Raw genomic sequence first — 26,962 nt, 5'->3', positions numbered from 1 at the left:
TCCCTGTGGGAGCGGGCGTGCCCGCGAACACGGGCAAAGCCCGTGCCATCCACCGCGGTGCCTGTTTCGCGGGCATGCCCGCTCCCACGGAAATCGCGATACAGATTGCCAGACCGCAATCCAACTTTTTTTACGCACTCACGCTACCCCGCCCGTCTCGTTATAGCCAATGCAACTGATTCTCGTTTGAAAACGAGGACAGCCATCACCTATAACAGTCCGCGCGTCAGGGAGCGCTTCCGATGTCCACAGGTCCTACCCGCCCCTCCACCCTTCCTCGCCATGGAGGGCAACTGTCCCTCCTGAGCCTTTCCCTACTGAACCTCGCCCTGCTCGCCAGCGGCGCCATCAGCCTGCCGGCACTGGCCGCCGAGCCGGCACAGGCCAGCAGCCCGCGCATGGGCGACTACCGCTTCAGCATCGGCCAGCAGCCGCTGGTTTCGGCCATCAATGCTTTCAGCCAGGTCACCGGCTGGCAGGTCGGCTTCAGCGCCGAACTGGCCGACGGCGTGGCATCGCCAGGGGTGCAGGGTTCGCTACCGCCGGAAGCCGCACTCAAGCGCCTGCTGCACGGCACCGGCCTGGGCTTTCGCAAGATCAGCAACGGCAATGTGGTGCTCGAACGCCAGGCCAGCGCCAATGTGATTGCCCTGCAGCAGGTGACCGTCAGCGCCACCCGCAGCGCCCAGGACGTCAGCCAGGTGCCGAGCACCGTCAGCGTGCAGACCCGCGAGCAACTGGACCGGCAGAACGTCAACAACATCCAGGACCTGGTGCGCTACGAACCGGGCGTGTCGGTAGCCGGCACCGGCCAGCGCAGCGGCCTGAACGGCTACAACATCCGTGGCATCGACGGCGAGCGCATCCTCACCCAGGTCGATGGCGTGTCGATCCCCGACAGCTTCTTCTTCGGCCCCTACGCCCAGACCCAGCGCAACTACGTGGACCCGGAGATCGTCAAGCGTGTGGAAATCCTCCGCGGCCCGGCTTCGGTGCTGTACGGCAGCAACGCCATCGGCGGTGCGGTAAGCTACTTCACCCTCGACCCGGACGACATCATCAAGCCCGGCAAGGACGCAGGTGCCCGTCTGAAGACCGGCTACAGCTCGGCCGATGAAAGCTGGCTGACCTCCGCCACTGTCGCCGGCCGCCAGGGCGACTTCGACGGCCTGTTGCACCTGAGCCAGCGCAACGGCCACGAAACCGAGACCCACGGCGGCCACAGCGGTGACGGCCTGGCCCGTACCGAAGCCAACCCGATGGACGTGCGCACCACAAACGTGCTGGCCAAGCTGGGCTGGAACTACGCCGACGACGCGCGCCTGGGCTTTACCTACGAACGCTACAAGGATGACCGCGACCAGAACATCCTCAGTGCGGTGGGCGGGCCGTTCATTCCTGGCTTTGGTGCCTCGGGTTACTACAAGGCGCGCACTGGCAACGACACCATCACCCGCGAACGCTTTGGCATCAACCATGAGTTCGGCCTGGATTCGCTGGTGGCCGACCATGTGAAGTGGAGCCTGAACTATCAGATCGCCAAGACCGACCAGCACACCGAAGAAGTCTACGCACCACCTGGCCGTCAGGTGCTGCGTACCCGCGACACCCTCTACAAGGACCGCCAGTGGGTATTCGACGCCCAGCTGGACAAGGCCTTCAGCCTCGGCGCCACCGACCACCTGCTGACCTACGGCACCACCCTCAAGCACGAGAAGGTCACCGGTTCGCGCAGTGGCACCGGCACCTGCCTGGCCGTTGGCTCAGATTGCACCGGCGCTGGCGCCGAGCGCCCGGCAGACGGCCAGGCCCTGGTCAGCGACTTCCCGGACCCGACCGTGAACACCTACAGCTTGTTCGTGCAGGATGAAATCCGCTGGAACAACTGGACCTTCATGCCTGGCGCTCGTTACGACTACACGCGCATGGAGCCCAGGTTCACCAAGGAGTTCCTGCGTGGCCTGGAGTCCACCGGTACCGCGCCTACCTCTCAGGACGACTCGGACAAGAAGTGGCACCGCGTCTCGCCCAAGTTCGGCCTGACCTACGCCTTCAACGACAACTACACCTGGTATGGCCAGTACGCCGAAGGTTTCCGCACCCCGACTGCCAAATCCATGTACGGCAAGTTTCAGAACATCGAGCAAGGCTACCGGGTAGAAGGCAATCCGGGCCTGGAGCCTGAAAAGAGCAAAAGCTATGAAACCGGCCTGCGTGGCAACTTCGACGCTGGCAACTTCGACGTGGCGGTGTTCTACAACAAGTACCGCGACTTCATCGACGAGGACGCCGTGAAAAGCGCCAACCTGGAGCAGACTTTCAAGGCCAACAACATCAAGCACGCCACCATCAAGGGTGCCGAGGTCAAGGGCCGCCTGAACCTCGACCACTTCGGTGCGCCGCAGGGCCTGTATACCCAGGGCTCGATCGCCTACACCTATGGCCGCAACGATGACACCGGCGAGCCACTGAACAGCGTCAACCCGCTCAAGGGCGTGTTCGGCCTGGGTTACGAACAACAGCACTACGGCGGCCTGCTGAGCTGGACACTGGTCAAGCGCAAGACCCGCGTCGACGACAGCACCTTCTACTCGCCCGACGGCTCGAGCTCCAAGTTCCGTACCCCCGGCTACGGGGTGCTGGACCTGACCGGTTACTACAAGGTCACCGACGATGTGACCATCAACGCCGGCCTGTACAACCTCACCGACAAGAAGTACTGGCAGTGGGATTCGGTACGCAGCTACGACGGCCAGGGTGAAGCGGCCGTGACCCAGCCGGCCAACATCGACCGCCTGACCATGCCGGGGCGCAACTTCGGCATCAATGTGGTTTGGGATATCTGACCCGTTGCGCCTGCACCGGCCTCTTCGCGGGCTCGCCCGCTCCCACAGATACTGCGCAGCCCTTGGGCCTGCGCTGGACCTGTGGGAGCGGGCATGCCCGCGAAGAGGCCAGTACAGACAACACGAAAACCCGATTTTTTTACTGTCCCAGCCCCACTGTTTCGTCTTGTCTCTAGACGCCCCCTTTTCCAAGGACTGCCCCATGACCGACCGCCCAGCCCTGCGCTCCCAGCGCCTCAACCAGATCACCCACGCCCCCCACGCCGAACTGGATGCCCTGGTCAAAGCCCACGCGCCCTTCGACAGCCGCGAAAGCTTCGCCCGCTTCGTGGTCGCTCAGTACCTGTTCCAGGCCGAGCTGCAGGCCCTGTACAACGACCCGCAACTGATTGCCATCGTCCCCGACCTGGCGGAGCGCTGCCGCGCCGAACAGGCCCGCCTGGACCTCGCCGACCTCGACACCGAAGTACCGCCAGCCGTGCCAGGAGCCCTGCGCAACCCGAGCCTGGGCGAGGCAATGGGCTGGATCTTCGTCTCCGAAGGCTCCAAACTGGGCGCTGCGTTTCTGATCAAGCGTGCCGTGGCCCTGGAACTGTCCGACAGCTTCGGTGCCCGACACCTGGGCGAACCGGCCGGTGGCCGTGCCGAAGGCTGGAAGCAGTTCACCCGCATTCTTGATGGCCTGGTCCTGTCGGCCGAAGAGGAAGCCGCTGCCGAACGCGGCGCAGTTGCTGCCTTCGAGCGCTTCACCGAGCTGCTCAAGCACGCCTACGCCGCGGATGCCGCGCTGGTTTGACACGCCGTAGCCGGCCACCCTACCGGTGGCCGAACCGTTTTATGCAGTGAGACCATGACCCGACCCGCCCGCTCGAAACTCGCCCGCCTGCTGTATGCGCTCCTGGCTTACGTGAGCCTGGGCGTGGGCCTGGTCGCGATCGTCATTCCCGGCCTGCCGACCACCGAATTCATCCTGCTGGCCGCCTGGGCGGCCACGCGCAGTTCGCCGCGCCTGTCTGCCTGGCTGGAGAACCACCGGCTGTTCGGGCCGATCCTGCACAACTGGCGCAATGGCAAGGTGATCCAGCGCCGGGCCAAGGTCAGCGCGACCCTCAGCATGCTGTTGTGCGCGGGCCTGATGTTGACATTCCTGGAACACCGCTGGCCGGTGTTCCTGGCCATTGCCGGCATGACCCTGGGCAACCTGTGGATCTGGTCCCGCCCCGAGCACGCCCCCTGCCCTGCCCCGTCACAAGCTCAGCAGCCCTGAGTACAGGGCATAGGCCGCCAGCGCGGCACCTGCCAGCACGGCGGCGAAGATCAGCTTTTCCCAGGTGGTGAACAAGGTTTTTCCCTGCTCATGCTTGGCCCTGGCGAACAGGATCACGCCCGGCGCGTACAGCAGCGCCGACAGCAACAGGTACTTGAGCCCGCCGGCGTACAACAGCCACACTGCATACACCAGGGCAACCAGCGCCACCAGCAGGTCCTTGCGGCGCAGGGCCGGCTGCCCGTCGTAGGTTTCTGCACGCACCGCCAGCAGCACGGCGTAGGCCGCCGACCACAGGTAGGGCACCAGAATCATCGACGAGGCCAGGTAGATCAGGCTGGTATAGGTACCGGCAGAAAACAGCGTGATCAGCAGGAAGCCCTGGATCATGCAGTTGGTCAGCCACAGGGCGTTGGCCGGCACGTGATTGGCGTTTTCCTTGGCCAGGAAGCGCGGCATGGTCTTGTCCCGCGCCGTGGCAAAGAGAATCTCGGCGCACAGCAACGCCCACGACAACAGCGCGCCAAGCAGCGAAATCGCCAGACCGATACTGATCAGCAAGGCGCCCCAGGGCCCGACGATATGTTCCAGCACCGAGGCCAGTGACGGGTTCTGCAACCCGGCCAGTTCCGGCTGGGTCATCACCCCCAGCGACAGCACGTTGACCAGCACCAGCAGCGCCAGTACCCCCAGGAAACCGATCACCGTGGCCTTGCCCACATCCGAGCGGCGCTGGGCGCGCCCGGAATACACACTGGCGCCCTCGATGCCGATGAACACGAACACGGTGACCAGCATCATGTTGCGTACCTGCTCCAGCACGCTGCCGAACTGCGGGTTGCTCAGGCCCCAGATGTCACGTGTGAAGATATCGGCGCGGAAGGCAAACGCGGCGATCACCACGAAAATCAGCAACGGCACCACCTTGGCCACGGTGGTCACCTGGTTGATGAACGCCGCTTCCTTGATGCCGCGCAGCACCAGGAAATGCACCGCCCACAGCAGCAGCGAAGCGCAGCCGATGGCGATTGGCGTGTTGCCCTCGCCGAACACCGGGAAGTAGAAGCCCAGGGTACTGAACAGCAGCACGAAGTAGCCGACGTTGCCCAGCCAGGCACTGATCCAGTAGCCCCAGGCCGAGGAAAAACCCATGTACTCGCCAAAGCCGGCCTTGGCGTAGGCGTACACCCCCGAGTCCAGCTCCGGCTTGCGATTGGCCAGGGTCTGGAACACGAACGCCAGGGCCAGCATGCCGACCGCGGTGATACCCCAGCCGATCAGCACCGCCCCCACATCGGCACGCGCCGCCATGTTCTGCGGCAGCGAGAAGATCCCGCCTCCAATCATCGAGCCGACCACCAACGCGATCAGCGCGCCCAGGCGCAGCTTCTGTCCCGGTTCGCTCATGAGCCTTCCTTTTTTTTTGCGCGTTGTCATGGGCTTGAAACAGCCATGCGGGCCATATAAATGGTGTTACTTATAATGATCCTGATCAATGAAGCTATAGCACTAATAACTGCTTTGTCTATGTCACCCTTCGAGTAAAAACTAGCAGCTCCCGAGCAACTAGAAAAGAATCCGATAAAACTCGAAATTCTTGTGAAAAATTTGCGAAAGCGGCAAAAGCGGCTAGCTTCAAGCATCGCAGGCTGAACAGAGCGTTTGCTCTAGAAGGACATGGAGGTGCCAGCGTGCAAGCCCTGCAGCATAAGTTGTCGGCACTCTCCAGGAGCTTCGTGAAGGAATTTTCCTACTTCACGTCGCCATGAACTGACCCAAGTCAGCGAATGGCAGCGGCGTCGGATTTACTCTTTCGTCAACTTTCTCCTGGCAGGAGTTGTTAAATGTCTGATTCATCCGGAAAACTAAAGCTCGGCGCGTTAGTTGCACTTGTCGTCGGTTCGATGATTGGTGGCGGGATCTTCTCGCTGCCGCAAAACATGGCTGCCAGCGCAGGGGTTGGCGCTGTACTGATCGGCTGGGCGATCACCGCGGTCGGCATGCTGACCCTGGCGTTCGTGTTCCAGACCCTGGCCAACCGCAAGCCTGACCTGGATGGCGGGGTGTATGCCTACGCCAAGGCCGGTTTCGGCGACTACATGGGCTTCTCCTCGGCCTGGGGCTACTGGATCAGTGCCTGGCTGGGCAACGTCGGCTACTTCGTGCTGCTGTTCAGCACCCTGGGCTACTTCTTCCCGATCTTCGGCGAAGGCAACACCCCGGCCGCCATCATCGGCGCGTCGGTGCTGCTGTGGGCCGTGCACTTCCTGGTACTGCGCGGTATCAAGGAAGCGGCGTTCATCAACCTGGTCACCACCGTGGCCAAGGTGGTGCCACTGCTGCTGTTCGCCCTGATCTGCCTGTTCGCCTTCAAGCTCGACATCTTCACCGCCGACATCTGGGCCTTGGGCACACCAGAGCTTGGCAGCGTGATGAACCAGGTGCGCAACATGATGCTGGTCACCGTGTGGGTGTTCATCGGCATCGAAGGTGCGAGCATCTTCTCGTCGCGGGCGGAAAAACGCTCTGACGTGGGCAAGGCCACGGTCATCGGCTTCGTCACCGTGCTGCTGTTCCTGGTGCTGGTCAACGTACTGTCGCTGGGCATCATGACCCAACCGGAACTGGCCAAGCTGCAGAACCCGTCGATGGCTGCCGTGCTGGAGCATGTGGTCGGCCACTGGGGCGCGGTGCTGATCAGCGTCGGCCTGATCATCTCGCTGCTCGGGGCCCTGCTGTCGTGGGTGCTGCTGTGCGCCGAGATCATGTTCGCCGCCGCCAAGGACCACACCATGCCGGAGTTCCTGCGCCGCGAGAACGCCAACCAGGTACCGGCCAACGCCCTGTGGCTGACCAACGCCATGGTGCAGATCTTCCTGGTGATCACGCTGTTCTCCAACAGCACCTACCTGTCGCTGATCTACCTGGCCACATCGATGATCCTGGTGCCCTACCTGTGGTCGGCAGCCTATGCCGTGCTGCTGGCAGTGCGTAGCGAAACCTACGAGCAGGCCCTGGCCGAACGGCAGAAGGACCTGGTGATCGGTGGTATCGCCCTGTTGTACGCCGTCTGGCTGCTTTACGCCGGTGGCGTGAAATACCTGCTGCTCTCGGCCCTGCTCTACGCACCTGGCGCGATCCTGTTCGCCAAGGCCAAGCGTGAGGTTGGCCAACCTGTCTTCACCAACGTGGAAAAACTGATCTTCGCAGCCGTGGTCATCGGCGCCCTGGTGGCAGCCTTTGGCCTGTACGACGGCTTCCTGACTCTTTGACCCACGTCTTCGTTCAACTGGAGGAATGAAATCATGTCCGCTGAAAAACAGAAGTACGGTGTCCACTCCGAAGCCGGCAAACTGCGCAAGGTCATGGTTTGCTCGCCGGGCCTGGCGCACAAGCGCCTGACGCCGAGCAACTGTGACGAGCTGCTGTTCGACGACGTGATCTGGGTCGACCAGGCCAAGCGTGACCATTTCGACTTTGTCACCAAGATGCGCGAGCGTGGCGTGGATGTGCTGGAGATGCACAACCTGCTGACCGACATCGTCCAGCAACCCGAGGCACTGAAGTGGATCCTCGATCGCAAGATCACCCCCGACACCGTCGGTGTCGGCCTGACCAATGAAGTGCGCAGCTGGCTCGAAGGCCTCGACCCACGCCACCTGGCCGAGTTCCTGATCGGCGGCGTCGCCGGGCAGGACCTGCCGCAGAGCGAAGGTGCCGAGGTGGTCAAGATGTACAACGACTACCTGGGCCACTCCAGCTTCATCCTGCCACCGCTGCCCAACACCCAGTTCACCCGCGACACCACCTGCTGGATCTACGGCGGCGTCACGCTCAACCCGATGTACTGGCCGGCGCGACGCCAGGAAACCCTGCTGACTACCGCCATCTACAAGTTCCACCCACAGTTCACCAACGCCGACTTCCAGGTGTGGTATGGCGACCCGGACAAGGAACATGGCCAGTCCACCCTCGAGGGCGGCGATGTCATGCCGATCGGCAAGGGCATCGTGCTGATCGGCATGGGCGAGCGTACCTCGCGCCAGGCTATCGGCCAGCTCGCGCAGAACCTGTTCGCCAAGGGCGCCGTCAAGGAAGTGATCGTCGCAGGCCTGCCGAAATCGCGCGCCGCCATGCACCTGGATACCGTGTTCAGCTTCTGCGACCGCGACTTGGTCACGGTCTTCCCGGAAGTGGTGAAAGAGATCGTGCCGTTCATCATCCGTCCCGACGAAAGCAAGCCTTACGGCATGGACGTGCGCCGCATCAACAAGTCGTTCATCGAGGTGGTGGGCGAGCAGCTTGGGGTCAAGCTGCGCGTGGTCGAAACCGGTGGCAACAGCTTTGCCGCCGAGCGCGAACAGTGGGATGACGGCAACAACGTGGTGGCCATCGAGCCGGGCGTGGTCATCGGCTACGACCGCAACACCTACACCAATACCCTGCTGCGCAAGGCCGGGATCGAAGTCATCACCATCAGCGCCGGCGAACTGGGCCGGGGCCGTGGCGGCGGCCACTGCATGACCTGCCCGATCGTGCGCGACCCGATCGACTACTAACGACCATTACCCCCGGCCGCCCTCACAAAGCGGCGGCCGGTGTGCTCACCAAACTCAAGGAGAAAAGTCATGGCGTTCAATATTCACAACCGCAACCTGCTCAGCCTGGAACACCACAGCACCCGCGAGCTGCGCTACCTGCTGGACCTGTCCCGCGACCTCAAGCGCGCCAAGTACACCGGCACCGAGCAGCAGCACCTGAAAGGCAACAACATCGCGCTGATCTTCGAAAAAACCTCTACCCGTACCCGCTGCGCCTTCGAAGTGGCCGCCTATGACCAGGGCGCCAATGTCACCTACATCGACCCGACCTCCTCGCAGATCGGCCACAAGGAAAGCATGAAGGACACCGCCCGTGTGCTCGGGCGCATGTACGACGCCATCGAGTACCGTGGCTTCAAGCAGGAAATCGTCGAAGAGCTGGCCAAGTTCGCCGGTGTTCCGGTGTTCAACGGCCTGACCGACGAATACCACCCCACCCAGATGATCGCCGACGTGCTGACCATGCGTGAGCACAGCGACAAGCCGCTGCACGACATCAGCTACGCCTACCTGGGCGACGCCCGCAACAACATGGGCAACTCGCTGCTGCTGATTGGCGCCAAGCTCGGCATGGACGTGCGCATCGCCGCGCCCAAGGCGCTGTGGCCGCATGACGACCTGGTCGAGCGTTGCCGCAAGTACGCCGAGGAAAGCGGCGCGCGCATCACCCTCACCGAAGACCCGGTTGCCGCGGTCAAGGGCGTGGACTTCGTGCACACCGACGTGTGGGTATCGATGGGTGAGCCGATCGAAGCCTGGGGTGAGCGCATCAAGCTGCTCAAGCCGTATCAGGTGAATGCACAGCTGATGAAGTCCACCGGCAACCCGCGGACCAAGTTCATGCACTGCCTGCCGGCGTTCCACAACTCCGAAACCAAGGTAGGCAAGCAGATCGCCGAACAGTACCCGGACCTGGCCAACGGTATCGAAGTGACCGACGACGTCTTCGAGTCGCCGGCCTGCATCGCCTTCGAGCAAGCGGAAAACCGCATGCACACGATCAAGGCGATCCTGGTGTCGACACTGGCTGACCTGTAAGCCATACCCGCCTACCGGAGGGTTGCTCTGTACTTGTGGGAGCGGGCATGCCCGCGAATGCGTCAGCCGCACCATTGATGGTGTCTGGCCTGGCCTCTTCGCGGGCACGCCCGCTCCCACAGGGAACCCGGCAGCCTCCGTGCAGCGGCAGTTCATTCTTTTCGTTAAAGGACATTCCCCATGCGTATCGTTGTTGCATTGGGCGGCAACGCCCTGCTGCGTCGCGGCGAGCCCATGACCGCTGACAACCAGCGCGCCAATATCCGCACCGCCACCGAACAGATCGCCAAGATCCACCCAGGCAACGAGCTGGTCATCGCCCACGGCAACGGCCCGCAAGTTGGCCTGCTGTCGCTGCAGGGCCTGTCCTACAAGCCCGACGAGGCCTACCCGCTGGACGTGCTGGGTGCCGAAACCGAGGGCATGATCGGCTACATGATCGAACAGGAACTGGGCAACCTGCTGGCCTTCGAAGTGCCGTTCGCCACCCTGCTGACCCAGGTCGAAGTGGACGCCAACGACCCCGCCTTCAAGGACCCGACCAAGTTCATCGGCCCGGTCTATGGCAAGGAAGAGGCCGAGCGCCTGGCCAAGGAAAAGGGTTGGGTGGTCAAGGCCGACGGCGACAAGTACCGCCGTGTGGTGGCCAGCCCGAAACCCAAACGCATCTTCGAGATCCGCCCGATCAAGTGGCTGCTGGAAAAGAGCAGCATCGTGATCTGCGCCGGTGGCGGCGGCATCCCCACCATGTACGATGAGAACCGCAAGCTCAAGGGCATCGAGGCGGTGATCGACAAGGACCTGTGCTCGGCCCTGCTGGCAGAACAGCTGGACGCCGACCTTCTGATAATCGCCACCGACGTCGATGCGGCGTATGTTGACTGGGGCAAGCCCACGCAAAAGGCCATTGCCCAGGCCCACCCCGACGAACTCGAACGTCTCGGCTTCGCCGCCGGCTCCATGGGGCCGAAGGTGCAGGCGGCCTGCGACTTTGCCCGCCACACCGGCAAAGTGGCAGTGATCAGTTCGCTGGAGAACATCGAAGACATCGTCAAAGGCACCGCCGGCACGAGGGTTTCCACCGCGAAGCCGGGGATCAGCTACCGTTGAATGCAGTGGGCGGGCGCCAGCGCCCGCCATTTTCGACCTTCCAAAGGAGCTTGCCATGGCCCAGTACCAGCCCGGTCATGTACACATCGAGCGCACCGCGCTGAACCAGAACGACCACAGCTATGACCTGAACATCGAATACGAGGCAGTGTCGGATCCCAAGGAAGGCAGAGGCATCCAGTTCAAGATGCATGGCAGCATCGAAGGCAAGCCAGTGGAAGAAAAGTTCTTCCTGGCCAAGGACCAGGTGTTGCCCAGCTTCCTCATGCAACTGAGCCGAAGGGCGCAGTCGTACCTGAAGCCACCGAAGAAATTCGAGAGCCTGGGTTCGCCGCACAAGCTTTATGACCATATGTTCGCGGACATTCGCGAAAAGCTGGATGTGAAGTCGGGCGATCCGATCAAGCCTGAACATCTGGAGTGATTTCAAGAACCGGGGGCTGCTTTGCAGCCCTTCGCGACACAAGGCCGCTCCTACAGGGATCGCGCCAATTTCGGGCGTGGCGCTGTACCTGTAGGAGCGGCCTTGTGTCGCGATGGGCCGCAAAGCGGCCCCGACAATGTTGAGGCATACTACCGCCCTCCCCCAGCCACAACCGCACCGTCCCCATGCGCATCCACGTCAGCTTCATCGACCGCGTCGGCATCACCCAGGAAGTCCTCGCCCTGCTCGGTGCCCGCAACCTCAACCTGGACGCCGTGGAGATGGTCCCGCCGAACGTCTACATCGACGCCCCTACCCTCAGCCCCGCCGTGCTCGAAGAACTGCACGACGCGCTGTTCGAGGTACATGGCGTGCAATCGGTGGACGTGGTCGACATCCTCCCTGGCCAACGCCGGCACCTGCAGCTCGATGCCCTGCTGGCGGCGATGAGCGACCCGGTGCTGGCCGTGGACAGTGCCGGCAAGGTGCTGCTGGCCAACCCGGCGCTGATCGAGCTGTGCGGCCGCGAATCGGCCGGGCGCTCGGTGGGTGAACTGTTCGGCGACCCGGCGCTGCTGCAGGCCCTGCTGGACAACAACTTCCACCTGCCCATGCGCGAGATGCAGCTCAACGGCCAGAGCCTGCTGCTGGACGCCATGCCGATCACCAACGCCGGTGGCCTGCTGACGCTGTACCCGCCCACGCGCATGGGCGAACGCCTGTCGGCGATGCACCACGACCATGCCGAAGGCTTCGATGCCCTGCTCGGCGAGTCACCGGCCATCCGCACCCTCAAGGCCCGCGCCCTGCGCGTGGCGGCGCTCGATGCACCGCTGCTGGTGCATGGCGAAACCGGCACCGGCAAAGAGCTGGTAGCCCGCGCCTGCCACGCCATCAGCAGCCGCCATGCGGCGCCATTCCTGGCCCTGAACTGCGCCGCGCTGCCCGAGAGCCTGGCCGAGAGCGAACTGTTCGGCTACGCCCCCGGCGCCTTCACCGGCGCGCAACGGGGCGGCAAGCCCGGGCTGATGGAGCTGGCCAACCAGGGCACGGTATTTCTCGATGAAATCGGCGAGATGTCGCCATACCTGCAGGCCAAGCTGCTGCGTTTTCTCAGCGATGGCAGCTTCCGCCGGGTGGGTGGCGACCGCGAAGTGAAGGTGGATGTACGCATCATCAGCGCCACCCACCGCGACCTGGAGCGCATGGTCGCCGAAGGCAGCTTCCGCGAAGACCTGTTCTACCGCCTGAACGTGCTCAACCTGCAAGTGCCACCGCTGCGCGACCGTGGCCAGGACATCCTGATGCTGGCGCATTTCTTCATGCAGCAGGCCTGCACGCAGATCCAGCGCCCCCCCTGCCGGCTGACCCCCGCCACCCATTCGGCACTACTGGCCAACCCTTGGCCGGGCAATGTGCGCCAGCTGCAGAACGTGATATTCCGCGCTGCAGCCATCTGCGAGGGCAACCTGGTGGATATCGGTGACCTGGACATCGCCGGCACCTCGGTCGCCCGTGGCCAGGACGGCGAAGTGGCCAGCCTGGAACAGGCCGTGGGCGATTTCGAGCGCGAGCTGCTGCAACGCCTGTACGCCAGCTACCCATCGACGCGGCAACTGGCCGTGCGCTTGCAAACTTCACATACCGCCATTGCGCAGCGCCTGCGCAAATATGGAATACCGGGCAAAGCCTGATACCTGCCAGATAGCGTCAACGGGGCTGCTATGCAGCCCATCGCAGGCAAGCCAGCTCCCACAGGTACGGCGTTGCTCTCGAAGTTGTCACGGTAATTGTGGGAGCTGGCTTGCCTGCGATGGGCCGCAAAGCGGCCCCTGATAGTTATTGTAATAATCCGGTTGTTATTCAGGCTTTTCCTACGCCAGTGAAAGATACTCTCCCACGGATGCCTCGTAGAATGGTGACAGTGTATTCCCACCTGTCACCCCACTTGTCCGCCCCATAGCGGGAAGTGGTCCGCTACTGGATATAACGAGAGCACCTGATGTTTGAACTCGATTTTTACGGGACGCTTGTAGCCGCCTCTTTGGTACTGTTATTGGGGCGCGGCCTGGTCGCGCGTATTGGTTTCCTGCGCACTTACAATATTCCGGAACCTGTCGCTGGCGGCCTGGTAGTGGCCTTGGCGTTCCTGGCGTTGCGCAGTTTCGATATCCACGTGCAATTCGATACTTCACTGCAAACCCCTCTGATGCTGGCGTTCTTCGCCACCATTGGTTTGAGTGCAGACTTCGCCAGCCTGAAAAAAGGTGGCCGCGTGGTTACCGTGTTCCTGCTGGTGGTAACCGGTTTGCTGCTGGTCCAGAACGCGATGGGCATCGGCCTGGCAACGGCACTGGGGCTCGACCCGCTGATGGGCCTGCTGGCTGGCTCCATCACCTTGTCCGGCGGCCACGGCACTGGTGCTGCTTGGGGGGCCACTTTCACCGAAAAGTTTGGCCTGGCCTCGGCCTCCGAACTGGCAATGGCATCAGCTACCTTCGGCCTGGTACTGGGTGGCCTGATTGGTGGCCCGGTCGCCCGGTTGCTGATCAAGCGGGTAACGACACCTGGTATCGAAGAAGCAGCACCACAACTGCCCAAAGGTTTCGAACAACCGGACAAAGAGCGCCTGATTACACCGTTTTCATTTATCGAAACATTGGCGCTGATCGCTGTCAGTTTGCTCGCAGGCTCGTTACTTAACGGTTTGCTGAAAGGCACTGCACTTGAACTGCCAACGTTCGTTTGCGTGCTGTTCGTGGGCGTGGTGTTGCGAAACGGCCTTTCGGCGCTCGGCTTTTATCAAGTTTTCGAACGGGAAGTCTCGGTCTTGGGCAATGTGAGCTTGTCGTTATTCCTGGCCATTGCCTTGATGTCGCTCAAGTTGTGGGACCTTTCAGCGCTGGCATTACCGTTCTTTGCATTGCTCGCCGCACAGACATTGGTCATGGCACTGTTCGCGATATTCGTCACGTTCCGGGTCATGGGCCGCAACTATGATGCAGCGGTACTGGCTGCCGGGCACTGTGGTTTCGGCCTGGGCGCAACGCCGACGGCAATCGCCAACATGCAAGCGGTGACCCAGCGCTACGGAGCCTCGCGCATTGCCTTCCTGGTGGTGCCGATGGTGGGGGCGTTCTTCATCGACATCATCAATGTCATCGTCATCAAGCTGTATCTGGCGCTGCCGTTCTTTTGAGCCAGAGGCTGAACACTCAGCCGGTAAGTCAGAACCGTATCGATTTAAATACACCGTATTCAAATCGATACACACCCATTCGGATACGGCAGTGCAAGGGTTTGATCCCCAAACCCTTTTCCATCCCCCACCCGCTGTAGCGTTTTCATTCCACAAGAATGACAAAATGATTACGCAAAATAATTAACATCTTGATTTATAAAGATTTTTAACGATTGGCCGCATTTTTGCTAAGGGAATCCCAACCCCAAGAGCGCGGAGCCACTGCGCCTAACGCCCTGCTTCCCGAGGATTCCCCATGAGCGAGTTGCGTTTCACTGAAGATCACGAATGGCTGCGCGTCGAAGCCGATGGCAGCGTCACCGTGGGCATCACCGCCTACGCCCAGAACGCCCTTGGCGATGTGGTTTTCGTGCAACTGCCAGAGTTGCAGCAGTATGAGAAAGGCAGCGAAGCGTCCACCGTCGAGTCGGTCAAGGCCGCCAGCGGTGTGTACATGCCCCTGACCGGCGAAGTGGTCCAGATCAACGACCAACTCGAAGACAGCCCGGAACTGGTCAACGAAGACCCGATGGGCGAAGGCTGGTTCTTCCGCTTCAACCCGGCCGACATGAGCGAAGTCACCGCCCTACTCGACCAAGACGCCTACGACCGCCTGATCAAAGCCAACGACGACGCCTGAGGAGCCCCGCCATGACCATCAACCTCGGCACCGCCAACGAATTCATCGCCCGCCACATCGGCCCGCGCGCCGCTGACGAGCAGGCCATGCTGGCCGCCCTCGGCTTCGACTCGCTGGAAGCCATGACCGCCGCGGTCATTCCCGACAGCATCAAAGGCACCAGCGTGCTCGGCTCGCACGACGGCCAGAGCGAAGCCGACGCGCTTGCCGCGCTCAAGGCCATCGCCGGCAAGAACCAGCTGTTCAAGAGCTACATCGGCCAGGGCTACTACAACACCCACACTCCGGCGCCGATCCTGCGCAACCTGCTGGAAAACCCGGCCTGGTACACCGCCTATACCCCGTACCAGCCAGAAATCTCCCAAGGCCGCCTGGAAGCGCTGCTGAACTTCCAGACCCTGATCAGCGACCTGACCGGCCTGCCGATCGCCAACGCCTCCCTGCTCGACGAAGCCACCGCTGCGGCCGAGGCCATGACCTTCTGCAAGCGCCTGTCGAAGAACAAGGCCAGCCACGCCTTCTTCGCCTCCGTGCACTGCCACCCGCAAACCCTCGACGTGCTGCGCACCCGTGCCGAGCCGCTGGGCATCGAGATCGTGGTCGGCGACGAGCGCGAGCTGGGCGATGTCAGCGCCTTCTTCGGCGCCCTTCTGCAGTACCCGGCCAGCAACGGTGAAGTGTTCGACTACCGCGAAGTGGTCGAGCGCTTCCACGCCGCCAACGCCCTGGTCGCCGTGGCCGCCGACCTGCTGGCCCTGACCCTGCTGACCCCGCCGGGCGAGTTCGGCGCCGACGTAGCCATCGGCAGCGCCCAACGCTTCGGCGTGCCACTGGGCTTCGGTGGCCCGCACGCGGCCTACTTCTCCACCCGTGACGCGTTCAAGCGCGACATGCCGGGCCGCCTGGTCGGCGTGTCGATCGACCGCTTCGGCAAGACCGCCCTGCGCCTGGCCATGCAGACCCGCGAGCAGCACATCCGCCGCGAAAAGGCCACCAGCAACATCTGCACCGCCCAGGTGCTGCTGGCCAACATTGCCAGCATGTTCGCCGTATACCACGGCCCGGCCGGCCTCAAGCGCATCGCCGAACGTACCCATGCCCTGACCGCGATCCTGGCCGCCGGCCTGAAGACGCTGGGCGTGCAGGTGGTGGGCGCCAGCGCCTTCGACACCCTGACCCTGGCCACCGGCAGTGCCACTGCCAGCCTGCATGACAAGGCACGCGCCCAGGGCATCAACCTGCGCCAGATCGACGCCGCCCACGTGGGCCTGTCGCTGGACGAAACCAGTAGCCAGGCCGATGTCGAGGCCCTGTGGCAGCTGATCGGTGGCGACCAGGCCCAGCCGGACTTCAACGCCCTGGCCGCCAGCACCGGCTCGCTGCTGCCTGCCGCCCTGCTGCGCCAGTCGGCCATCCTCGCGCACCCGGTATTCAACCGCTACCACAGCGAAACCGAGCTGATGCGCTACCTGCGCCGCCTGGCCGACAAGGACCTGGCGCTGGACCGCAGCATGATCCCGCTGGGCTCGTGCACCATGAAGCTGAACGCCGCCAGCGAAATGATCCCGGTCACCTGGGCCGAGTTCGGCAACCTGCACCCGTTCGCCCCGGCCGAGCAGAGCCAGGGCTACCTGCAGATGACCACCGAGCTGGAAGCCATGCTCTGCGCCGCCACCGGCTATGACGCCGTGTCGCTGCAGCCCAACGCCGGTTCCCAGGGCGAGTACGCAGGCCTGCTGGCCATACGCGCCTACCACCGCAGCCGTGGCGAAGGCCACCGCGACATCTGCCTGATCCCGTCGTCGGCCCACGGCACCAACCCGGCAACCGCGCACATGGCCGGCATGCGCGTGGTGGTCACCGCCTGTGATGCCCGCGGCAACGTCGATGTCGAGGACCTGCGCGCCAAGGCCATCGAGCACCGCGAGCGCCTGGCCGCGATCATGATCACCTACCCGTCGACCCACGGCGTGTTCGAGGAAGCGATCGGCGAAATCTGCGCGATCATCCACGACAACGGTGGCCAGGTGTACATCGACGGCGCCAACATGAACGCCATGGTCGGCCTGTGCGCCCCGGGCAAGTTCGGCGGCGACGTATCCCACCTGAACCTGCACAAGACCTTCTGCATCCCGCACGGCGGTGGCGGCCCGGGCGTCGGCCCGATCGGCGTCAAGTCGCATCTGGCGCCGTTCCTGCCCGGCCACGCGCAGCTGGAAAACACCGAGGGCGCGGTTTGTGCCGCGCCGTTCGGCAGCGCCAGCATCCTGCCGATCACCTGGATGTACATCCGCATGATGGGCGGTGCCGGCCTCAAGCGTGCCTCGCAGATGGCGATCCTCAACGCCAACTACATCGCCCGTCGCCTCGAAGAGCACTATCCTGTTCTGTATACCGGCGGCAATGGCCTGGTGGCCCACGAGTGCATCCTCGACCTGCGCCCGCTGAAGGACACCAGCGGCATCAGCGTCGACGACGTGGCCAAGCGCCTGATCGACTTCGGCTTCCACGCCCCGACCATGTCCTTCCCGGTGGCGGGCACGCTGATGATCGAACCGACCGAAAGCGAGTCCAAGGAAGAACTGGACCGCTTCTGCGACGCGATGATCCAGATCCGCGAAGAAATTCGCGCGGTCGAGAACGGTAGCCTGGACAAGGACGACAACCCGCTGAAGAACGCCCCGCACACTGCGGCCGAGCTGGTTGGCGAATGGGCCCATGGCTACAGCCGCGAGCAGGCGGTGTACCCGCTGCCGAGCCTGGTGGGAGGCAAGTACTGGCCGCCGGTCGGCCGGGTCGACAACGTGTTCGGCGACCGCAACCTGGTGTGCGCCTGCCCGTCGATCGAGAGCTATCAGGACGCCTGATAGCCCTCGGGCCCGCCACCTGACTCGAGGTGTGGTCCACTGTGGGAGCGGGCGTGCCCGCGAATGCGATGTTGGCTTCAACGACGCATTCGCGGGCGCGCCCGCTCCCACAGGGTTCAGCGTTTGCCCAATATTCCTGGCTGGAGGTCCACCATGTCTTTGAGCGTCTTCGACCTGTTCAAGATCGGCATCGGCCCCTCCAGCTCGCACACGGTCGGCCCGATGCGCGCCGCCGCGCGCTTCGCCGAAGGGCTGCGCCGTGATGGCCTGCTTGCCGGCACGGTCAGCGTCAAGGCCGAACTGTACGGCTCGCTCGGCGCCACCGGCAAGGGCCACGGCAGCGACAAGGCCGTGCTGCTGGGCCTTGAAGGCGAACACCCCGATGTCATCGACACCGACACCATCCCTGCCCGCCTGCTGGCCATCCGCGACAGCGGTCGGCTGAACCTGCTCGGCGAGCACAGCATCGCGTTCATCGAAAAGCAGCACCTGGCGATGATTCGCAAGCCGCTGGACTACCACCCAAACGGCATGATCTTCCGCGCCTTCGACGAGGCCGGCCTGCAAATCCGCAGCCGCGAGTACTACTCGGTGGGCGGCGGTTTCGTGGTCGACCAGGACGCTGCCGGCCACGACCGCATCGTCGAGGACAGCACACCGCTGACCTACCCGTTCAAGACCGCCAAGGAGCTGCTCGGCCATTGCACCGGGCAAAACCTGTCGATCAGCCAGGTAATGCTGGCCAACGAGGCGGCCTGGCGCCCCGAGGCGGAAACCCGTGCCGGGCTGCTGCGCATCTGGCAAGTGATGCAGGACTGCGTCGAAGCCGGTTGCCAGCATGAAGGCATCCTGCCGGGCGGGCTCAAGGTCAAGCGCCGAGCGCCGGCGTTGTACCGCCAACTGAGCCGCAACCCGGAAGCCAGCCTGCGCGATGCCCTGTCGGTACTCGACTGGGTCAACCTCTATGCCCTGGCAGTGAACGAGGAAAACGCCTACGGCGGGCGTGTGGTCACCGCGCCGACCAACGGCGCGGCGGGCATTGTTCCGGCGGTGCTGCATTACTACATGCGCTTCGTACCGGGAGCCAACGAGGACGGGGTGGTGCGGTTTCTGCTCACCGCCGCGGCCATCGGCATCCTGTACAAGGAAAACGCCTCCATCTCCGGCGCCGAAGTAGGCTGCCAGGGCGAGGTCGGCGTGGCCTGCTCGATGGCCGCCGGGGCGCTGTGCGAGGTGATGGGCGGCACCGTGCAGCAGGTGGAGAACGCTGCCGAAATCGGCATGGAACACAACCTGGGCCTGACCTGCGACCCGATTGGCGGGCTGGTCCAGGTGCCTTGCATCGAGCGCAACGCCATGGGCTCGGTGAAGGCGATCAACGCGGTGCGCATGGCCTTGCGCGGCGACGGGCAGCACTACGTGTCGCTCGACAAGGTCATCCGCACCATGCGCCAGACCGGCGCCGACATGAAAAGCAAATACAAAGAGACCGCCCGTGGCGGCCTGGCCGTCAACATCATCGAATGTTGACCCGACAACAACAGCAAGGAGTCACCGATGTCCGAAACACTGCTCAAGACCCCACTGCACGCCCTGCACCTGGAACTGGGTGCGCGCATGGTGCCGTTCGCCGGCTATGACATGCCGGTGCAGTACCCGTTGGGCGTGCTCAAGGAACACTTGCACACCCGCGAGCAGGCCGGCCTGTTCGATGTCTCGCACATGGGCCAGATCACCCTGCGCGGCAGCGATGCCGCCAAGGCCCTGGAAAGCCTGGTGCCGGTGGATATCATCGACCTGCCGGTGGGCATGCAGCGCTATGCCATGTTCACCAATGAGCAAGGCGGCATCCTCGACGACCTGATGGTCGCCAACCTGGGCGACGACACGCTGTTCCTGGTGGTCAACGCCGCCTGCAAGGACCAGGACCTGGCCCACCTGCAAGCGCACATCGGTAGCCGTTGCGAGGTGCAGCCGCTGTTCGAGCAGCGCGCTCTGCTGGCCCTGCAAGGCCCGGCGGCGGTCAAGGTGCTGGAGCGCCTGGCCCCGGAAGTGGCCGGCATGACCTTCATGCAGTTCCGCCCGGTGAAAGTGCTGGGTGAAGACTGCTTCGTCAGCCGCTCGGGCTACACCGGCGAAGACGGCTACGAAATCTCGGTACCGGTACATGCCGCCGAAGCCCTGGCCCGCCGCCTGCTGGCCGAGCCCGAAGTACAGCCGATCGGCCTGGGTGCGCGTGACTCGCTGCGCCTGGAAGCCGGCCTGTGCCTGTATGGCCACGACATGAACACCGAAACCACGCCGGTGGAAGCCAGCCTGTTGTGGGCAATTTCCAAGGTTCGCCGTGCCGATGGCGCGCGTGCCGCCGGTTTCCCGGGTGCCGAGGCCATCTTCGCTCATCAGCGCGATGGTGTGGCGCGCAAACGTGTGGGCCTGTTGCCGCAGGAGCGTACCCCAGTACGTGAAGGCGCGGATATTGTCGATGCAAACGATAAACCTGTAGGCAAAGTGTGCAGCGGCGGCTTTGGCCCGACACTCGGTGCACCTGTAGCAATGGGTTATATCGATAGTGAACATAGCGCTATCGACACCTCACTGTTTGCCCTGGTGCGCGGCAAGAAGGTTGCCTTGAAAGTCAGCAAAATGCCTTTCGTGGCACAACGTTACTACCGGGGCTGAAGCCGCTTTGTGAAGGTTGCGGGCAGGTTCGACATATTCGTTTTCGAACCTGTCCAATAACTTTTGAACATGGCGCCAGGCCAGGCGCCATGCCGTTTCCGACAAATCGGTCGGTTATCGGCAAACGGCCGATTTTCCATACGACCAAGGGCTTGTTTTTCGCTCGGGAGTTGGCGTAGAGTCACTGCACTGTGTTTGCATGGGTCGCAACAGTTCGTGACCTGGGCCAGTAGCCGCAATCTGCTACAACCCGTTCGACGTCTCTTACTTTCCTGCAACCCAGCCCAGTAATCTTTTGCTTCCTTTATTGCAAAAGAAACTGTCATCAAAATTCAAGCTTCATAGGAAATAAGACAATGGCTGAGCGTCAGAACGGTACCGTCAAGTGGTTCAATGACGAAAAAGGTTACGGCTTCATCACCCCAGAAAGCGGTCCGGATCTGTTCGTGCACTTCCGCGCTATCGAAGGTAACGGCTTCAAGAGCCTGAAAGAAGGCCAGAAGGTCACCTTCGAAGCAGTCCAGGGCCAGAAAGGCATGCAGGCTGACAAAGTTCAGGTCGCCGGCTAAGCCGAACCCGACTTCGAGAAAAGCCCCTGCCAAGTGCAGGGGCTTTTTTTTGCCCGTAGAATAGCGGCTTCGTCTTCTGGAGCCGTTTTGCATGTCCAAGCCTCTGCTCACACCCCAGGGTGATTTTCCGCCGGTCGGCCTGGGCCGGCGCCTGGCGGCGATGTTCTACGACTTCCTGCTTTGCGCGGCACTGCTGATCGTGACCGCCGGCGCCTACAAGATGATCCAGATGGCGATCATCGGCGAAGCCCGCATGCGTGAGCTGACCGAGGCTGGCGCACTGGACGGCGACCCGCTGTTGTCCACCGTGTTGCTGTTCGTCCTGTTCGGTTTCTTTGCCAAGTTCTGGACCCATGGCGGGCAGACCCTGGGCATGCAGGTGTGGGGCGTGCGGGTGCAGAACGCCGATGGCACGGCCATCAGCCTGTGGCAGGCGCTGCTGCGCTTCGTGGTGTCGATTGCCTCGTGGCTGTGCCTGGGGCTGGGGTTTTTCTGGGTGTTGATCGACAAGCGCCAGAGGGGCTGGCATGACATCTATTCGGAAAGCCAGCTGGTGCGGGTGCCGAAGCAGAAGAGATAAGTACAAGCTTCAGGGCAACCAATGTACCTGTAGGAGCAGCCTTGTGCTGCGAAGAGGCCATCACTGGCAACGAGAGTGTTTTGCCAGACCGGCCCTTTCGCAGCACAAGGCTGCTCCTACAAGTTCGCCGCAAGCCTACAGCTATTGGTCAAGCAGCAAAAAGCCGACCCTGAGGTCGGCTTTTTTGTACAGCTCAGGCCATCAACCTGCCCGGCGCAACAACCACACACCGGCCAGCGCACAGATGCCTGCCGGGATCACCACCGCCAGCAGCGGCGGGAAGCCGAACACCTGGCTCGAAGGCCCCAGCAGGTCCTGGGCGATGCGGAACACGAAGCCCACCAGTACACCGGTGAACACGCGCTGGCCAAGGGTTACCGAACGCAGCGGGCCGAAGATGAAGGAAATGGCCATCAGCACCAGCGCCGCGGTCACCATCGGCTGCAACACCTTGGTCCAGAACGCCAGCCAGTAACGGGCATTGTTCAGGCCCTGGTCGGACAGGTAGTGGATGTAGTCCCACAGCCCGGTGATGGACAGCGACTCCGGCGCCAGGATCACGGTATTGAGCAGTTGCGGCGTGAGCGAAACGTCCCAGCGCTCCTTCGGCGCGGTCACCACTTCGGTGTGGTCGCCACGGAAGAAGGTGGTGCGCACGTCGCTGAGCATCCAGTGGTCGTCCTGGTACTGTGCACGGCGGGCAAAGCTCGAGCTGACGATCTTGCGCTCGCTGTCGAAGCGGTAACGGGTCACACCCAGCAGCAGGCCGTTGGGCTGCACGGCGTTGATGTGCACGTATTCCTCGCCCTGGCGGTGCCACATGCCGCGCTTGGAGCTTTGCGCATCACCACCACCCTGGGCCAGGGAACGGTCGGCCTGGGCCTTGTTCTCGGTCACCGGCGCCACGTACTCGCCGATCAGCAGGCCGACCAGCATCAGTACCAGCATCGGCTTCATCACCGCCCAGACGATGCGCCCGATGGAAACCCCGGCAGCACGCATGATGGTCAGCTCGCTGCTGCTGGCCAGGCTGCCCAGGCCGATCAGGCAGCCGATCAAGGCGGCCATCGGCAGCATTTCGTACAGCCGCCGCGGTGCGGTCAGCAGGACGAAGTTGCCCGCCTCCATTACCGTGTAGGTGTCACTCAGGTCGCTCATCTCGTCGATGAAGGCAAACAGCGAAGCCAGGCCGAGGATGATCCCCAGCACGGCGAGGATGGCCAGCAGCACGCTCTGGCCGATGTAGCGGTCGAGCTTACCCATGGGCCACCTCCGCACGACGGGCGGCGCGCTTGAGACGCAGCGGCTCCCAGTACATCAGGCCCAGGCCGATCAGCAGGAACAGGCCGTGGACCCACCACATGCCCAGGGCGATCGGCAATTTGCCCTTCTCGAGGGCGCCACGTACGGAAATCAGCATTGTCAGGTAGGCCATGTACAGAAGAATTGCCGGCAGCAGCTTGAGGAAGCGGCCCTGGCGCGGGTTGACCCGGGACAGCGGCACCGCCAGCATGGTGACGATGAACACCAGGATCGGCAGCGACAGCCGCCATTGCAGCTCGGCGCGCTCACGCAGGCCTTTCTTGCCGATCAGCTCGGAAGTGGGGATGGCTTCGCGATCGGTCACTTCCTCGGCGACTTCCGGCTTGGGCAGCAGCACGCCGTAGGTGTCGTACTTGATTGCTCGGTAATCGGCCTGGCCCGGGTTGCCGTCGTAACGGTAACCGTTTTCCAGCACCAGGTAGCGGTTGCCGTCGGCCTGGATTTCCTGGTGGCCTTTTTCGGCAACCAGCACCGACGGGGCGCGGTCCTTGGTCTTGTCCTGGTTGAAGCGCTTCTCGGAAATGAACACCCCGGCCAGGTTGATGCGGTCGTCCGACAGCTCTTCGGTGTAGGTCACCCGAGAGCCGTCGCGCAGGGTCTGGAAGCGGCCCGGCACCAGGGTGTCGAACTCGGTCAGGGCATCCTGCTGGCTGATGATCTGCTGCACCTGGGCAACACCCAGCGGCGCCAGGCTCAGGCTAAGCCAGGCCACCAGCAGGGCGACCAGGGCGGCCGGTGCCATGGTCAGGCCCAGCAGGCGCTGCTGGCTCATGCCGGTGGCTGACAGCACGGTCATCTCGCTTTCCAGGTACAGGCGCCCGTACGCCAGGAGAATGCCGAGGAACAGCCCCAGAGGCAGGATCAGCTGCAGGAAGCCCGGCAGACGGAAGCCCATGATCAGGAACAGCACGCTCGGGTCGAGCACACCCTGGGCAGCCTGGGCCAGGTACTTGATGAAGCGCCCACTCATGATGATCACCAGCAGCACGGCGCTGACGGCGCTCAAGGTCACCAGGACCTCGCGGGACAGATAACGAAAGACGATCAAACCAGACACTCCTGGGTTGTCAGGGCGGACTGCCAATCAATGGCGCCAGACAATGACTTAGTACAGCCAAGACCAATGCCGGTTCGCCAAAGGCGAACCTCCATGTAAAGTGCGCGCATTATCCTGTGATTGACCGCCCCTGTCACTTCGCCGCGCATGAAGGCGCACAACGGGGTTGTCAGCACGCTTGCCGCAGGCTCAAACTGGCAGCTTTTCCGCTGGCGCGCGACGACGCGGCCAGGCCCGTCCAGAGCGCTGGAACACACAGCGCCGACTGTATCGATCATTCGGGGATCCTGACATGGAACTGGTTGTAAAAAGCGTAGCTGCTGCATCCGTAAAAACCGCCACCCTGGTCCTCCCGGTAGGTGAAAACCGCAAGCTCGGCGCCGTGGCCAAGGCCGTCGACCAGGCCAGCGAGGGCGCCATCAGTGCCGTGCTCAAGCGTGGCGACCTGGCCGGCAAGCCGGGCCAGACCCTGCTCCTGCAGAACCTCGCGGGCCTGAAGGCCGAGCGCGTACTGCTGGTGGGCAGCGGCAAGGACGAAGCCCTGGGCGACCGCGCCTGGCGCAAACTGGTCGCCAGCGTCGCTGGCGTGCTCAAGGGCCTGAACGGCGCTGACGCAGTGCTGGCCCTGGACGACATCGCGGTCAGCAACCGCGATGCCCACTATGGCAAGTACCGCCTGCTGGCCGAAACCCTGCTCGACGGCGAATACGTGTTCGATCGCTTCAAGAGCCAGAAGGCCGAGCCGCGCGCCCTGAAGAAGGTCACCCTGCTGGCCGACAAGGCCGGCCAGGCCGAGGTCGAGCGTGCCGTCAAGCATGCCAGCGCCATCGCCACCGGCATGGCTTTCACCCGCGACCTGGGCAACCTGCCGCCCAACCTGTGCCACCCAAGCTTCCTGGCCGAACAGGCCAAGGACCTGGGCAAGGCGCATAAGGCGCTGAAAGTCGAAGTGCTGGACGAGAAGAAGATCAAGGACCTGGGCATGGGCGCGTTCTACGCCGTCGGCCAGGGCAGCGACCAGCCGCCACGCCTGATCGTGCTCAACTACCAGGGCGGCAAGAAGGCGGACAAACCGTTCGTGCTGGTGGGCAAGGGCATTACCTTCGACACCGGCGGCATCAGCCTCAAGCCTGGTGCCGGCATGGACGAGATGAAGTACGACATGTGCGGTGCCGCCAGCGTCCTCGGCACCCTGCGTGCGGTGCTCGAGCTGCAGCTGCCGGTCAACCTGGTGTGCCTGCTGGCCTGCGCCGAGAACATGCCGAGCGGCGGCGCCACCCGCCCGGGTGACATCGTCACCACCATGAGCGGGCAGACCGTGGAAATCCTCAACACCGACGCCGAAGGCCGCCTGGTGCTGTGCGACACCCTGACCTACGCCGAGCGCTTCAAGCCGCAGGCAGTCATCGACATCGCCACCCTGACCGGTGCCTGCATCGTCGCCCTGGGCAGCCACACCACCGGCCTGATGGGCAACAACGACGACCTGGTCGGCCAGTTGCTCGACGCCGGCAAGCGCGCCGACGACCGTGCCTGGCAACTGCCGCTGTTCGATGAGTACCAGGAGCAGCTGGACAGCCCGTTCGCCGACATGGGCAACATCGGCGGGCCAAAGGCCGGCACCATCACCGCCGGCTGCTTCCTGTCGCGCTTTGCCAAGGCCTACGACTGGGCGCACATGGACATCGCCGGCACCGCCTGGGTCAGCGGTGGCAAGGACAAGGGTGCCACTGGCCGCCCTGTGCCCCTGCTGACCCAGTACCTGCTGGACCGCGCTGGCGCCTGACGCCATGAAGCCGGTGGCGCCCCGCGCGCCACCGGCCGGCGATACCACCATGAGCAAAGTCGATTTCTACATCCTGCCCACCGACTCGCTGTCGGCGCGGCTCGATTTCGCCTGCAAGCTGTGCGAAAAGGCCTGGCGCCTTGGCCACCGGGTCTACCTGCATTGCCAGGACGCCGAGCAGCGCAGCGAGCTGGACCAACGCCTGTGGCGCTTCAAGGGCGAGGCCTTCGTGCCCCACGACCTCGCGGAAGTGCATGCCGATGCCAGTGTGGCATTGGGCCTGGCCGCTGACAGTGCAGGCGAGCACCACGACCTGTTGATCAACCTGGGCGCCGGCGTACCGGCCTTCGTCGGCCAGTTCGAGCGGGTGGCCGAAATAGTCGTTGAAGAGCCTGGCATCCGCCAATCGGCCCGTGAACGATTCCGTTTCTACCGTGAACAGGGCTATGCTCTGCAAGACCACCGCTTACAGCGACTTTGACGACGATGGACAAGCCCTCCCCCCTGCCCGATTCCGCCCATCTGCTCGATGACCTCGAGTCGATACGCCAGTTGCTTGGCGACGCCGACCTGCAACCGCCGCTGCTGACCGAGACGGTGGAGCAGATCCCGTTGCTGCTGGAAGAAGCGCCCGGCAATCATGTGCCTGCGGCCGAACCGGTAGCTGCCGAACCCGAAGATGACCCGCAGACCCGTCGCCAGGACACCCTGCTGCACCTGGAAAGCGAACTGCGTGCGGCGGCGCAGATGATCATGCAGGACGTGATCAACGACTTCACCCCGCACATCGAGAACGAGATCAAGCGCCGGCTGGATGCGCGGATCGAGCGGTTGATCAAGCGTTCCGAGTAAAACCGAAATTCGGCGGTGCCTTCTTCGCGGGTAAACCCGCTCCCACAGGACCGGCGCAAGTCTCAAAGCTTGCGCAGCTCCT

Annotated in this window: 23 protein-coding genes; 19 read left to right on the top strand and 4 right to left on the bottom strand. The window is 63.3% G+C overall.

From position 1 onward, the window contains the following. Positions 1-242: 242 nt before the first annotated feature. The 3 genes from ACGLHT_RS10170 (at position 243) to ACGLHT_RS10160 (ending at position 4,113) form a co-directional block, all read left to right on the top strand. The gene (locus ACGLHT_RS10170) at positions 243-2,846 is read left to right on the top strand and encodes a TonB-dependent receptor (RefSeq protein WP_137163072.1); all 2,604 of its coding nucleotides are present in this window, start codon (positions 243-245) and stop codon (positions 2,844-2,846) included. A gap of 202 nt (positions 2,847-3,048) precedes the next feature. Continuing rightward, positions 3,049-3,642, top strand: coding sequence for a biliverdin-producing heme oxygenase (locus ACGLHT_RS10165; RefSeq protein WP_137163070.1), 594 nt, complete (start codon positions 3,049-3,051; stop codon positions 3,640-3,642). 54 nt (positions 3,643-3,696) lie between these two features. After that, entirely contained in the window at positions 3,697-4,113 is a 417-nt protein-coding gene (locus ACGLHT_RS10160; RefSeq protein ID WP_075043892.1) for a YbaN family protein, read from the top strand. On the opposite strand, the gene arcD (ACGLHT_RS10155) is transcribed toward ACGLHT_RS10160, so the two are convergent. Beyond that, positions 4,093-5,520 (bottom strand): arginine-ornithine antiporter, encoded by a 1,428-nt coding sequence (gene arcD / locus ACGLHT_RS10155; protein ID WP_137163069.1) that lies wholly within the window; start codon positions 5,518-5,520, stop codon positions 4,093-4,095. The genes ACGLHT_RS10160 and arcD (ACGLHT_RS10155) overlap by 21 nt on opposite strands. A gap of 437 nt (positions 5,521-5,957) precedes the next feature. Here arcD (ACGLHT_RS10155) and arcD (ACGLHT_RS10150) point away from each other — a divergent pair, with 437 nt between their 5' ends. The 13 genes from arcD (ACGLHT_RS10150) (at position 5,958) to ACGLHT_RS10090 (ending at position 21,862) form a co-directional block, all read left to right on the top strand. After that, positions 5,958-7,385: an arginine-ornithine antiporter gene (gene arcD, locus ACGLHT_RS10150; protein ID WP_085616769.1), complete on the top strand. Its 1,428-nt coding sequence runs from the start codon at positions 5,958-5,960 to the stop codon at positions 7,383-7,385. 33 nt (positions 7,386-7,418) lie between these two features. Beyond that, positions 7,419-8,672: an arginine deiminase gene (gene arcA / locus ACGLHT_RS10145; protein WP_137163068.1), complete on the top strand. Its 1,254-nt coding sequence runs from the start codon at positions 7,419-7,421 to the stop codon at positions 8,670-8,672. A gap of 69 nt (positions 8,673-8,741) precedes the next feature. Next, complete coding sequence (locus ACGLHT_RS10140; protein ID WP_025337853.1) at positions 8,742-9,752, top strand: ornithine carbamoyltransferase; 1,011 nt, start codon at positions 8,742-8,744, stop codon at positions 9,750-9,752. Positions 9,753-9,932: 180 nt separating this feature from the next. Then, the gene (gene arcC, locus ACGLHT_RS10135; RefSeq protein ID WP_274119715.1) at positions 9,933-10,862 is read left to right on the top strand and encodes a carbamate kinase; all 930 of its coding nucleotides are present in this window, start codon (positions 9,933-9,935) and stop codon (positions 10,860-10,862) included. A gap of 55 nt (positions 10,863-10,917) precedes the next feature. After that, the gene (locus ACGLHT_RS10130; protein WP_025337852.1) at positions 10,918-11,286 is read left to right on the top strand and encodes a DUF5064 family protein; all 369 of its coding nucleotides are present in this window, start codon (positions 10,918-10,920) and stop codon (positions 11,284-11,286) included. Between the two features lie 185 nt (positions 11,287-11,471). After that, on the top strand, positions 11,472-12,980 hold the full coding sequence (locus ACGLHT_RS10125; protein ID WP_137163067.1) for a sigma-54-dependent transcriptional regulator: 1,509 nt from the start codon (positions 11,472-11,474) through the stop codon (positions 12,978-12,980). Positions 12,981-13,288: 308 nt separating this feature from the next. Beyond that, a complete protein-coding gene (gltS, locus tag ACGLHT_RS10120) occupies positions 13,289-14,485 on the top strand; it encodes a sodium/glutamate symporter (RefSeq protein WP_274119716.1) in 1,197 nt (398 codons plus the stop codon). Positions 14,486-14,783: 298 nt separating this feature from the next. After that, positions 14,784-15,167, top strand: a complete 384-nt coding sequence (gene gcvH / locus ACGLHT_RS10115; RefSeq protein ID WP_075043885.1) for a glycine cleavage system protein GcvH — start codon at positions 14,784-14,786, stop codon at positions 15,165-15,167. Positions 15,168-15,178: 11 nt separating this feature from the next. Continuing rightward, positions 15,179-18,034, top strand: a complete 2,856-nt coding sequence (gene gcvP, locus ACGLHT_RS10110) for an aminomethyl-transferring glycine dehydrogenase (RefSeq protein ID WP_274119717.1) — start codon at positions 15,179-15,181, stop codon at positions 18,032-18,034. Positions 18,035-18,187: 153 nt separating this feature from the next. Next, positions 18,188-19,564 carry an L-serine ammonia-lyase gene (locus tag ACGLHT_RS10105; RefSeq protein ID WP_274119718.1) on the top strand — a complete coding sequence of 459 codons (1,377 nt, stop codon included), beginning with the start codon at positions 18,188-18,190 and terminating at the stop codon, positions 19,562-19,564. A 27-nt stretch (positions 19,565-19,591) separates the two neighbouring features. After that, the gene (gene gcvT, locus ACGLHT_RS10100; protein ID WP_137163063.1) at positions 19,592-20,713 is read left to right on the top strand and encodes a glycine cleavage system aminomethyltransferase GcvT; all 1,122 of its coding nucleotides are present in this window, start codon (positions 19,592-19,594) and stop codon (positions 20,711-20,713) included. 356 nt (positions 20,714-21,069) lie between these two features. Then, entirely contained in the window at positions 21,070-21,282 is a 213-nt protein-coding gene (locus tag ACGLHT_RS10095; RefSeq protein ID WP_003257941.1) for a cold-shock protein, read from the top strand. 91 nt (positions 21,283-21,373) lie between these two features. Then, complete coding sequence (locus tag ACGLHT_RS10090) at positions 21,374-21,862, top strand: RDD family protein (RefSeq protein WP_274078565.1); 489 nt, start codon at positions 21,374-21,376, stop codon at positions 21,860-21,862. Between the two features lie 201 nt (positions 21,863-22,063). Here ACGLHT_RS10090 and lptG read toward each other — a convergent pair whose 3' ends face one another. The 3 genes from lptG to ACGLHT_RS10075 are packed head-to-tail and all read right to left on the bottom strand — an operon-like array spanning position 22,064 to position 24,520. Beyond that, positions 22,064-23,125: an LPS export ABC transporter permease LptG gene (gene lptG, locus ACGLHT_RS10085; protein ID WP_137163061.1), complete on the bottom strand. Its 1,062-nt coding sequence runs from the start codon at positions 23,123-23,125 to the stop codon at positions 22,064-22,066. Continuing rightward, positions 23,118-24,233, bottom strand: coding sequence for an LPS export ABC transporter permease LptF (gene lptF / locus ACGLHT_RS10080; protein ID WP_025337841.1), 1,116 nt, complete (start codon positions 24,231-24,233; stop codon positions 23,118-23,120). Before lptF ends, lptG begins: the two co-directional genes overlap by 8 nt. Next, complete coding sequence (locus tag ACGLHT_RS10075; protein WP_025337840.1) at positions 24,230-24,520, bottom strand: hypothetical protein; 291 nt, start codon at positions 24,518-24,520, stop codon at positions 24,230-24,232. The genes lptF and ACGLHT_RS10075 overlap by 4 nt, the downstream gene beginning before the upstream one ends. A gap of 14 nt (positions 24,521-24,534) precedes the next feature. On the opposite strand from ACGLHT_RS10075, the gene ACGLHT_RS10070 reads away from it, so the two are divergent. The 3 genes from ACGLHT_RS10070 to ACGLHT_RS10060 are packed head-to-tail and all read left to right on the top strand — an operon-like array spanning position 24,535 to position 26,880. Next, positions 24,535-26,028 carry a leucyl aminopeptidase gene (locus ACGLHT_RS10070; protein WP_025337839.1) on the top strand — a complete coding sequence of 498 codons (1,494 nt, stop codon included), beginning with the start codon at positions 24,535-24,537 and terminating at the stop codon, positions 26,026-26,028. A 49-nt stretch (positions 26,029-26,077) separates the two neighbouring features. Then, positions 26,078-26,509, top strand: a complete 432-nt coding sequence (locus ACGLHT_RS10065; protein WP_137163060.1) for a DNA polymerase III subunit chi — start codon at positions 26,078-26,080, stop codon at positions 26,507-26,509. Between the two features lie 5 nt (positions 26,510-26,514). Further along, complete coding sequence (locus ACGLHT_RS10060) at positions 26,515-26,880, top strand: hypothetical protein (protein ID WP_013971096.1); 366 nt, start codon at positions 26,515-26,517, stop codon at positions 26,878-26,880. Positions 26,881-26,962 lie beyond the last annotated feature (82 nt).

The sequence above is a fragment of the Pseudomonas sp. PsB genome (assembly GCF_043658375.1).
GTDB lineage: Bacteria > Pseudomonadota > Gammaproteobacteria > Pseudomonadales > Pseudomonadaceae > Aquipseudomonas > Aquipseudomonas putida_Z.
This window is presented reverse-complemented; position numbering and strand designations above follow the sequence as displayed.

What these genes read in the sequence shown, in the direction of transcription:
- ACGLHT_RS10170 (WP_137163072.1), top strand. Translation starts at nt 243, where the DNA reads ATGTCCACAGGTCCTACCCGCCCCTCCACCCTTCCTCGCCATGGAGGG.
- ACGLHT_RS10165 (WP_137163070.1), top strand. Translation starts at nt 3,049, where the DNA reads ATGACCGACCGCCCAGCCCTGCGCTCCCAGCGCCTCAACCAGATCACC.
- ACGLHT_RS10160 (WP_075043892.1), top strand. Translation starts at nt 3,697, where the DNA reads ATGACCCGACCCGCCCGCTCGAAACTCGCCCGCCTGCTGTATGCGCTC.
- arcD (WP_137163069.1), bottom strand. Translation starts at nt 5,520, where the DNA reads ATGAGCGAACCGGGACAGAAGCTGCGCCTGGGCGCGCTGATCGCGTTG.
- arcD (WP_085616769.1), top strand. Translation starts at nt 5,958, where the DNA reads ATGTCTGATTCATCCGGAAAACTAAAGCTCGGCGCGTTAGTTGCACTT.
- arcA (WP_137163068.1), top strand. Translation starts at nt 7,419, where the DNA reads ATGTCCGCTGAAAAACAGAAGTACGGTGTCCACTCCGAAGCCGGCAAA.
- ACGLHT_RS10140 (WP_025337853.1), top strand. Translation starts at nt 8,742, where the DNA reads ATGGCGTTCAATATTCACAACCGCAACCTGCTCAGCCTGGAACACCAC.
- arcC (WP_274119715.1), top strand. Translation starts at nt 9,933, where the DNA reads ATGCGTATCGTTGTTGCATTGGGCGGCAACGCCCTGCTGCGTCGCGGC.
- ACGLHT_RS10130 (WP_025337852.1), top strand. Translation starts at nt 10,918, where the DNA reads ATGGCCCAGTACCAGCCCGGTCATGTACACATCGAGCGCACCGCGCTG.
- ACGLHT_RS10125 (WP_137163067.1), top strand. Translation starts at nt 11,472, where the DNA reads ATGCGCATCCACGTCAGCTTCATCGACCGCGTCGGCATCACCCAGGAA.
- gltS (WP_274119716.1), top strand. Translation starts at nt 13,289, where the DNA reads ATGTTTGAACTCGATTTTTACGGGACGCTTGTAGCCGCCTCTTTGGTA.
- gcvH (WP_075043885.1), top strand. Translation starts at nt 14,784, where the DNA reads ATGAGCGAGTTGCGTTTCACTGAAGATCACGAATGGCTGCGCGTCGAA.
- gcvP (WP_274119717.1), top strand. Translation starts at nt 15,179, where the DNA reads ATGACCATCAACCTCGGCACCGCCAACGAATTCATCGCCCGCCACATC.
- ACGLHT_RS10105 (WP_274119718.1), top strand. Translation starts at nt 18,188, where the DNA reads ATGTCTTTGAGCGTCTTCGACCTGTTCAAGATCGGCATCGGCCCCTCC.
- gcvT (WP_137163063.1), top strand. Translation starts at nt 19,592, where the DNA reads ATGTCCGAAACACTGCTCAAGACCCCACTGCACGCCCTGCACCTGGAA.
- ACGLHT_RS10095 (WP_003257941.1), top strand. Translation starts at nt 21,070, where the DNA reads ATGGCTGAGCGTCAGAACGGTACCGTCAAGTGGTTCAATGACGAAAAA.
- ACGLHT_RS10090 (WP_274078565.1), top strand. Translation starts at nt 21,374, where the DNA reads ATGTCCAAGCCTCTGCTCACACCCCAGGGTGATTTTCCGCCGGTCGGC.
- lptG (WP_137163061.1), bottom strand. Translation starts at nt 23,125, where the DNA reads ATGGGTAAGCTCGACCGCTACATCGGCCAGAGCGTGCTGCTGGCCATC.
- ACGLHT_RS10075 (WP_025337840.1), bottom strand. Translation starts at nt 24,520, where the DNA reads ATGATCGATACAGTCGGCGCTGTGTGTTCCAGCGCTCTGGACGGGCCT.
- ACGLHT_RS10070 (WP_025337839.1), top strand. Translation starts at nt 24,535, where the DNA reads ATGGAACTGGTTGTAAAAAGCGTAGCTGCTGCATCCGTAAAAACCGCC.
- ACGLHT_RS10065 (WP_137163060.1), top strand. Translation starts at nt 26,078, where the DNA reads ATGAGCAAAGTCGATTTCTACATCCTGCCCACCGACTCGCTGTCGGCG.
- ACGLHT_RS10060 (WP_013971096.1), top strand. Translation starts at nt 26,515, where the DNA reads ATGGACAAGCCCTCCCCCCTGCCCGATTCCGCCCATCTGCTCGATGAC.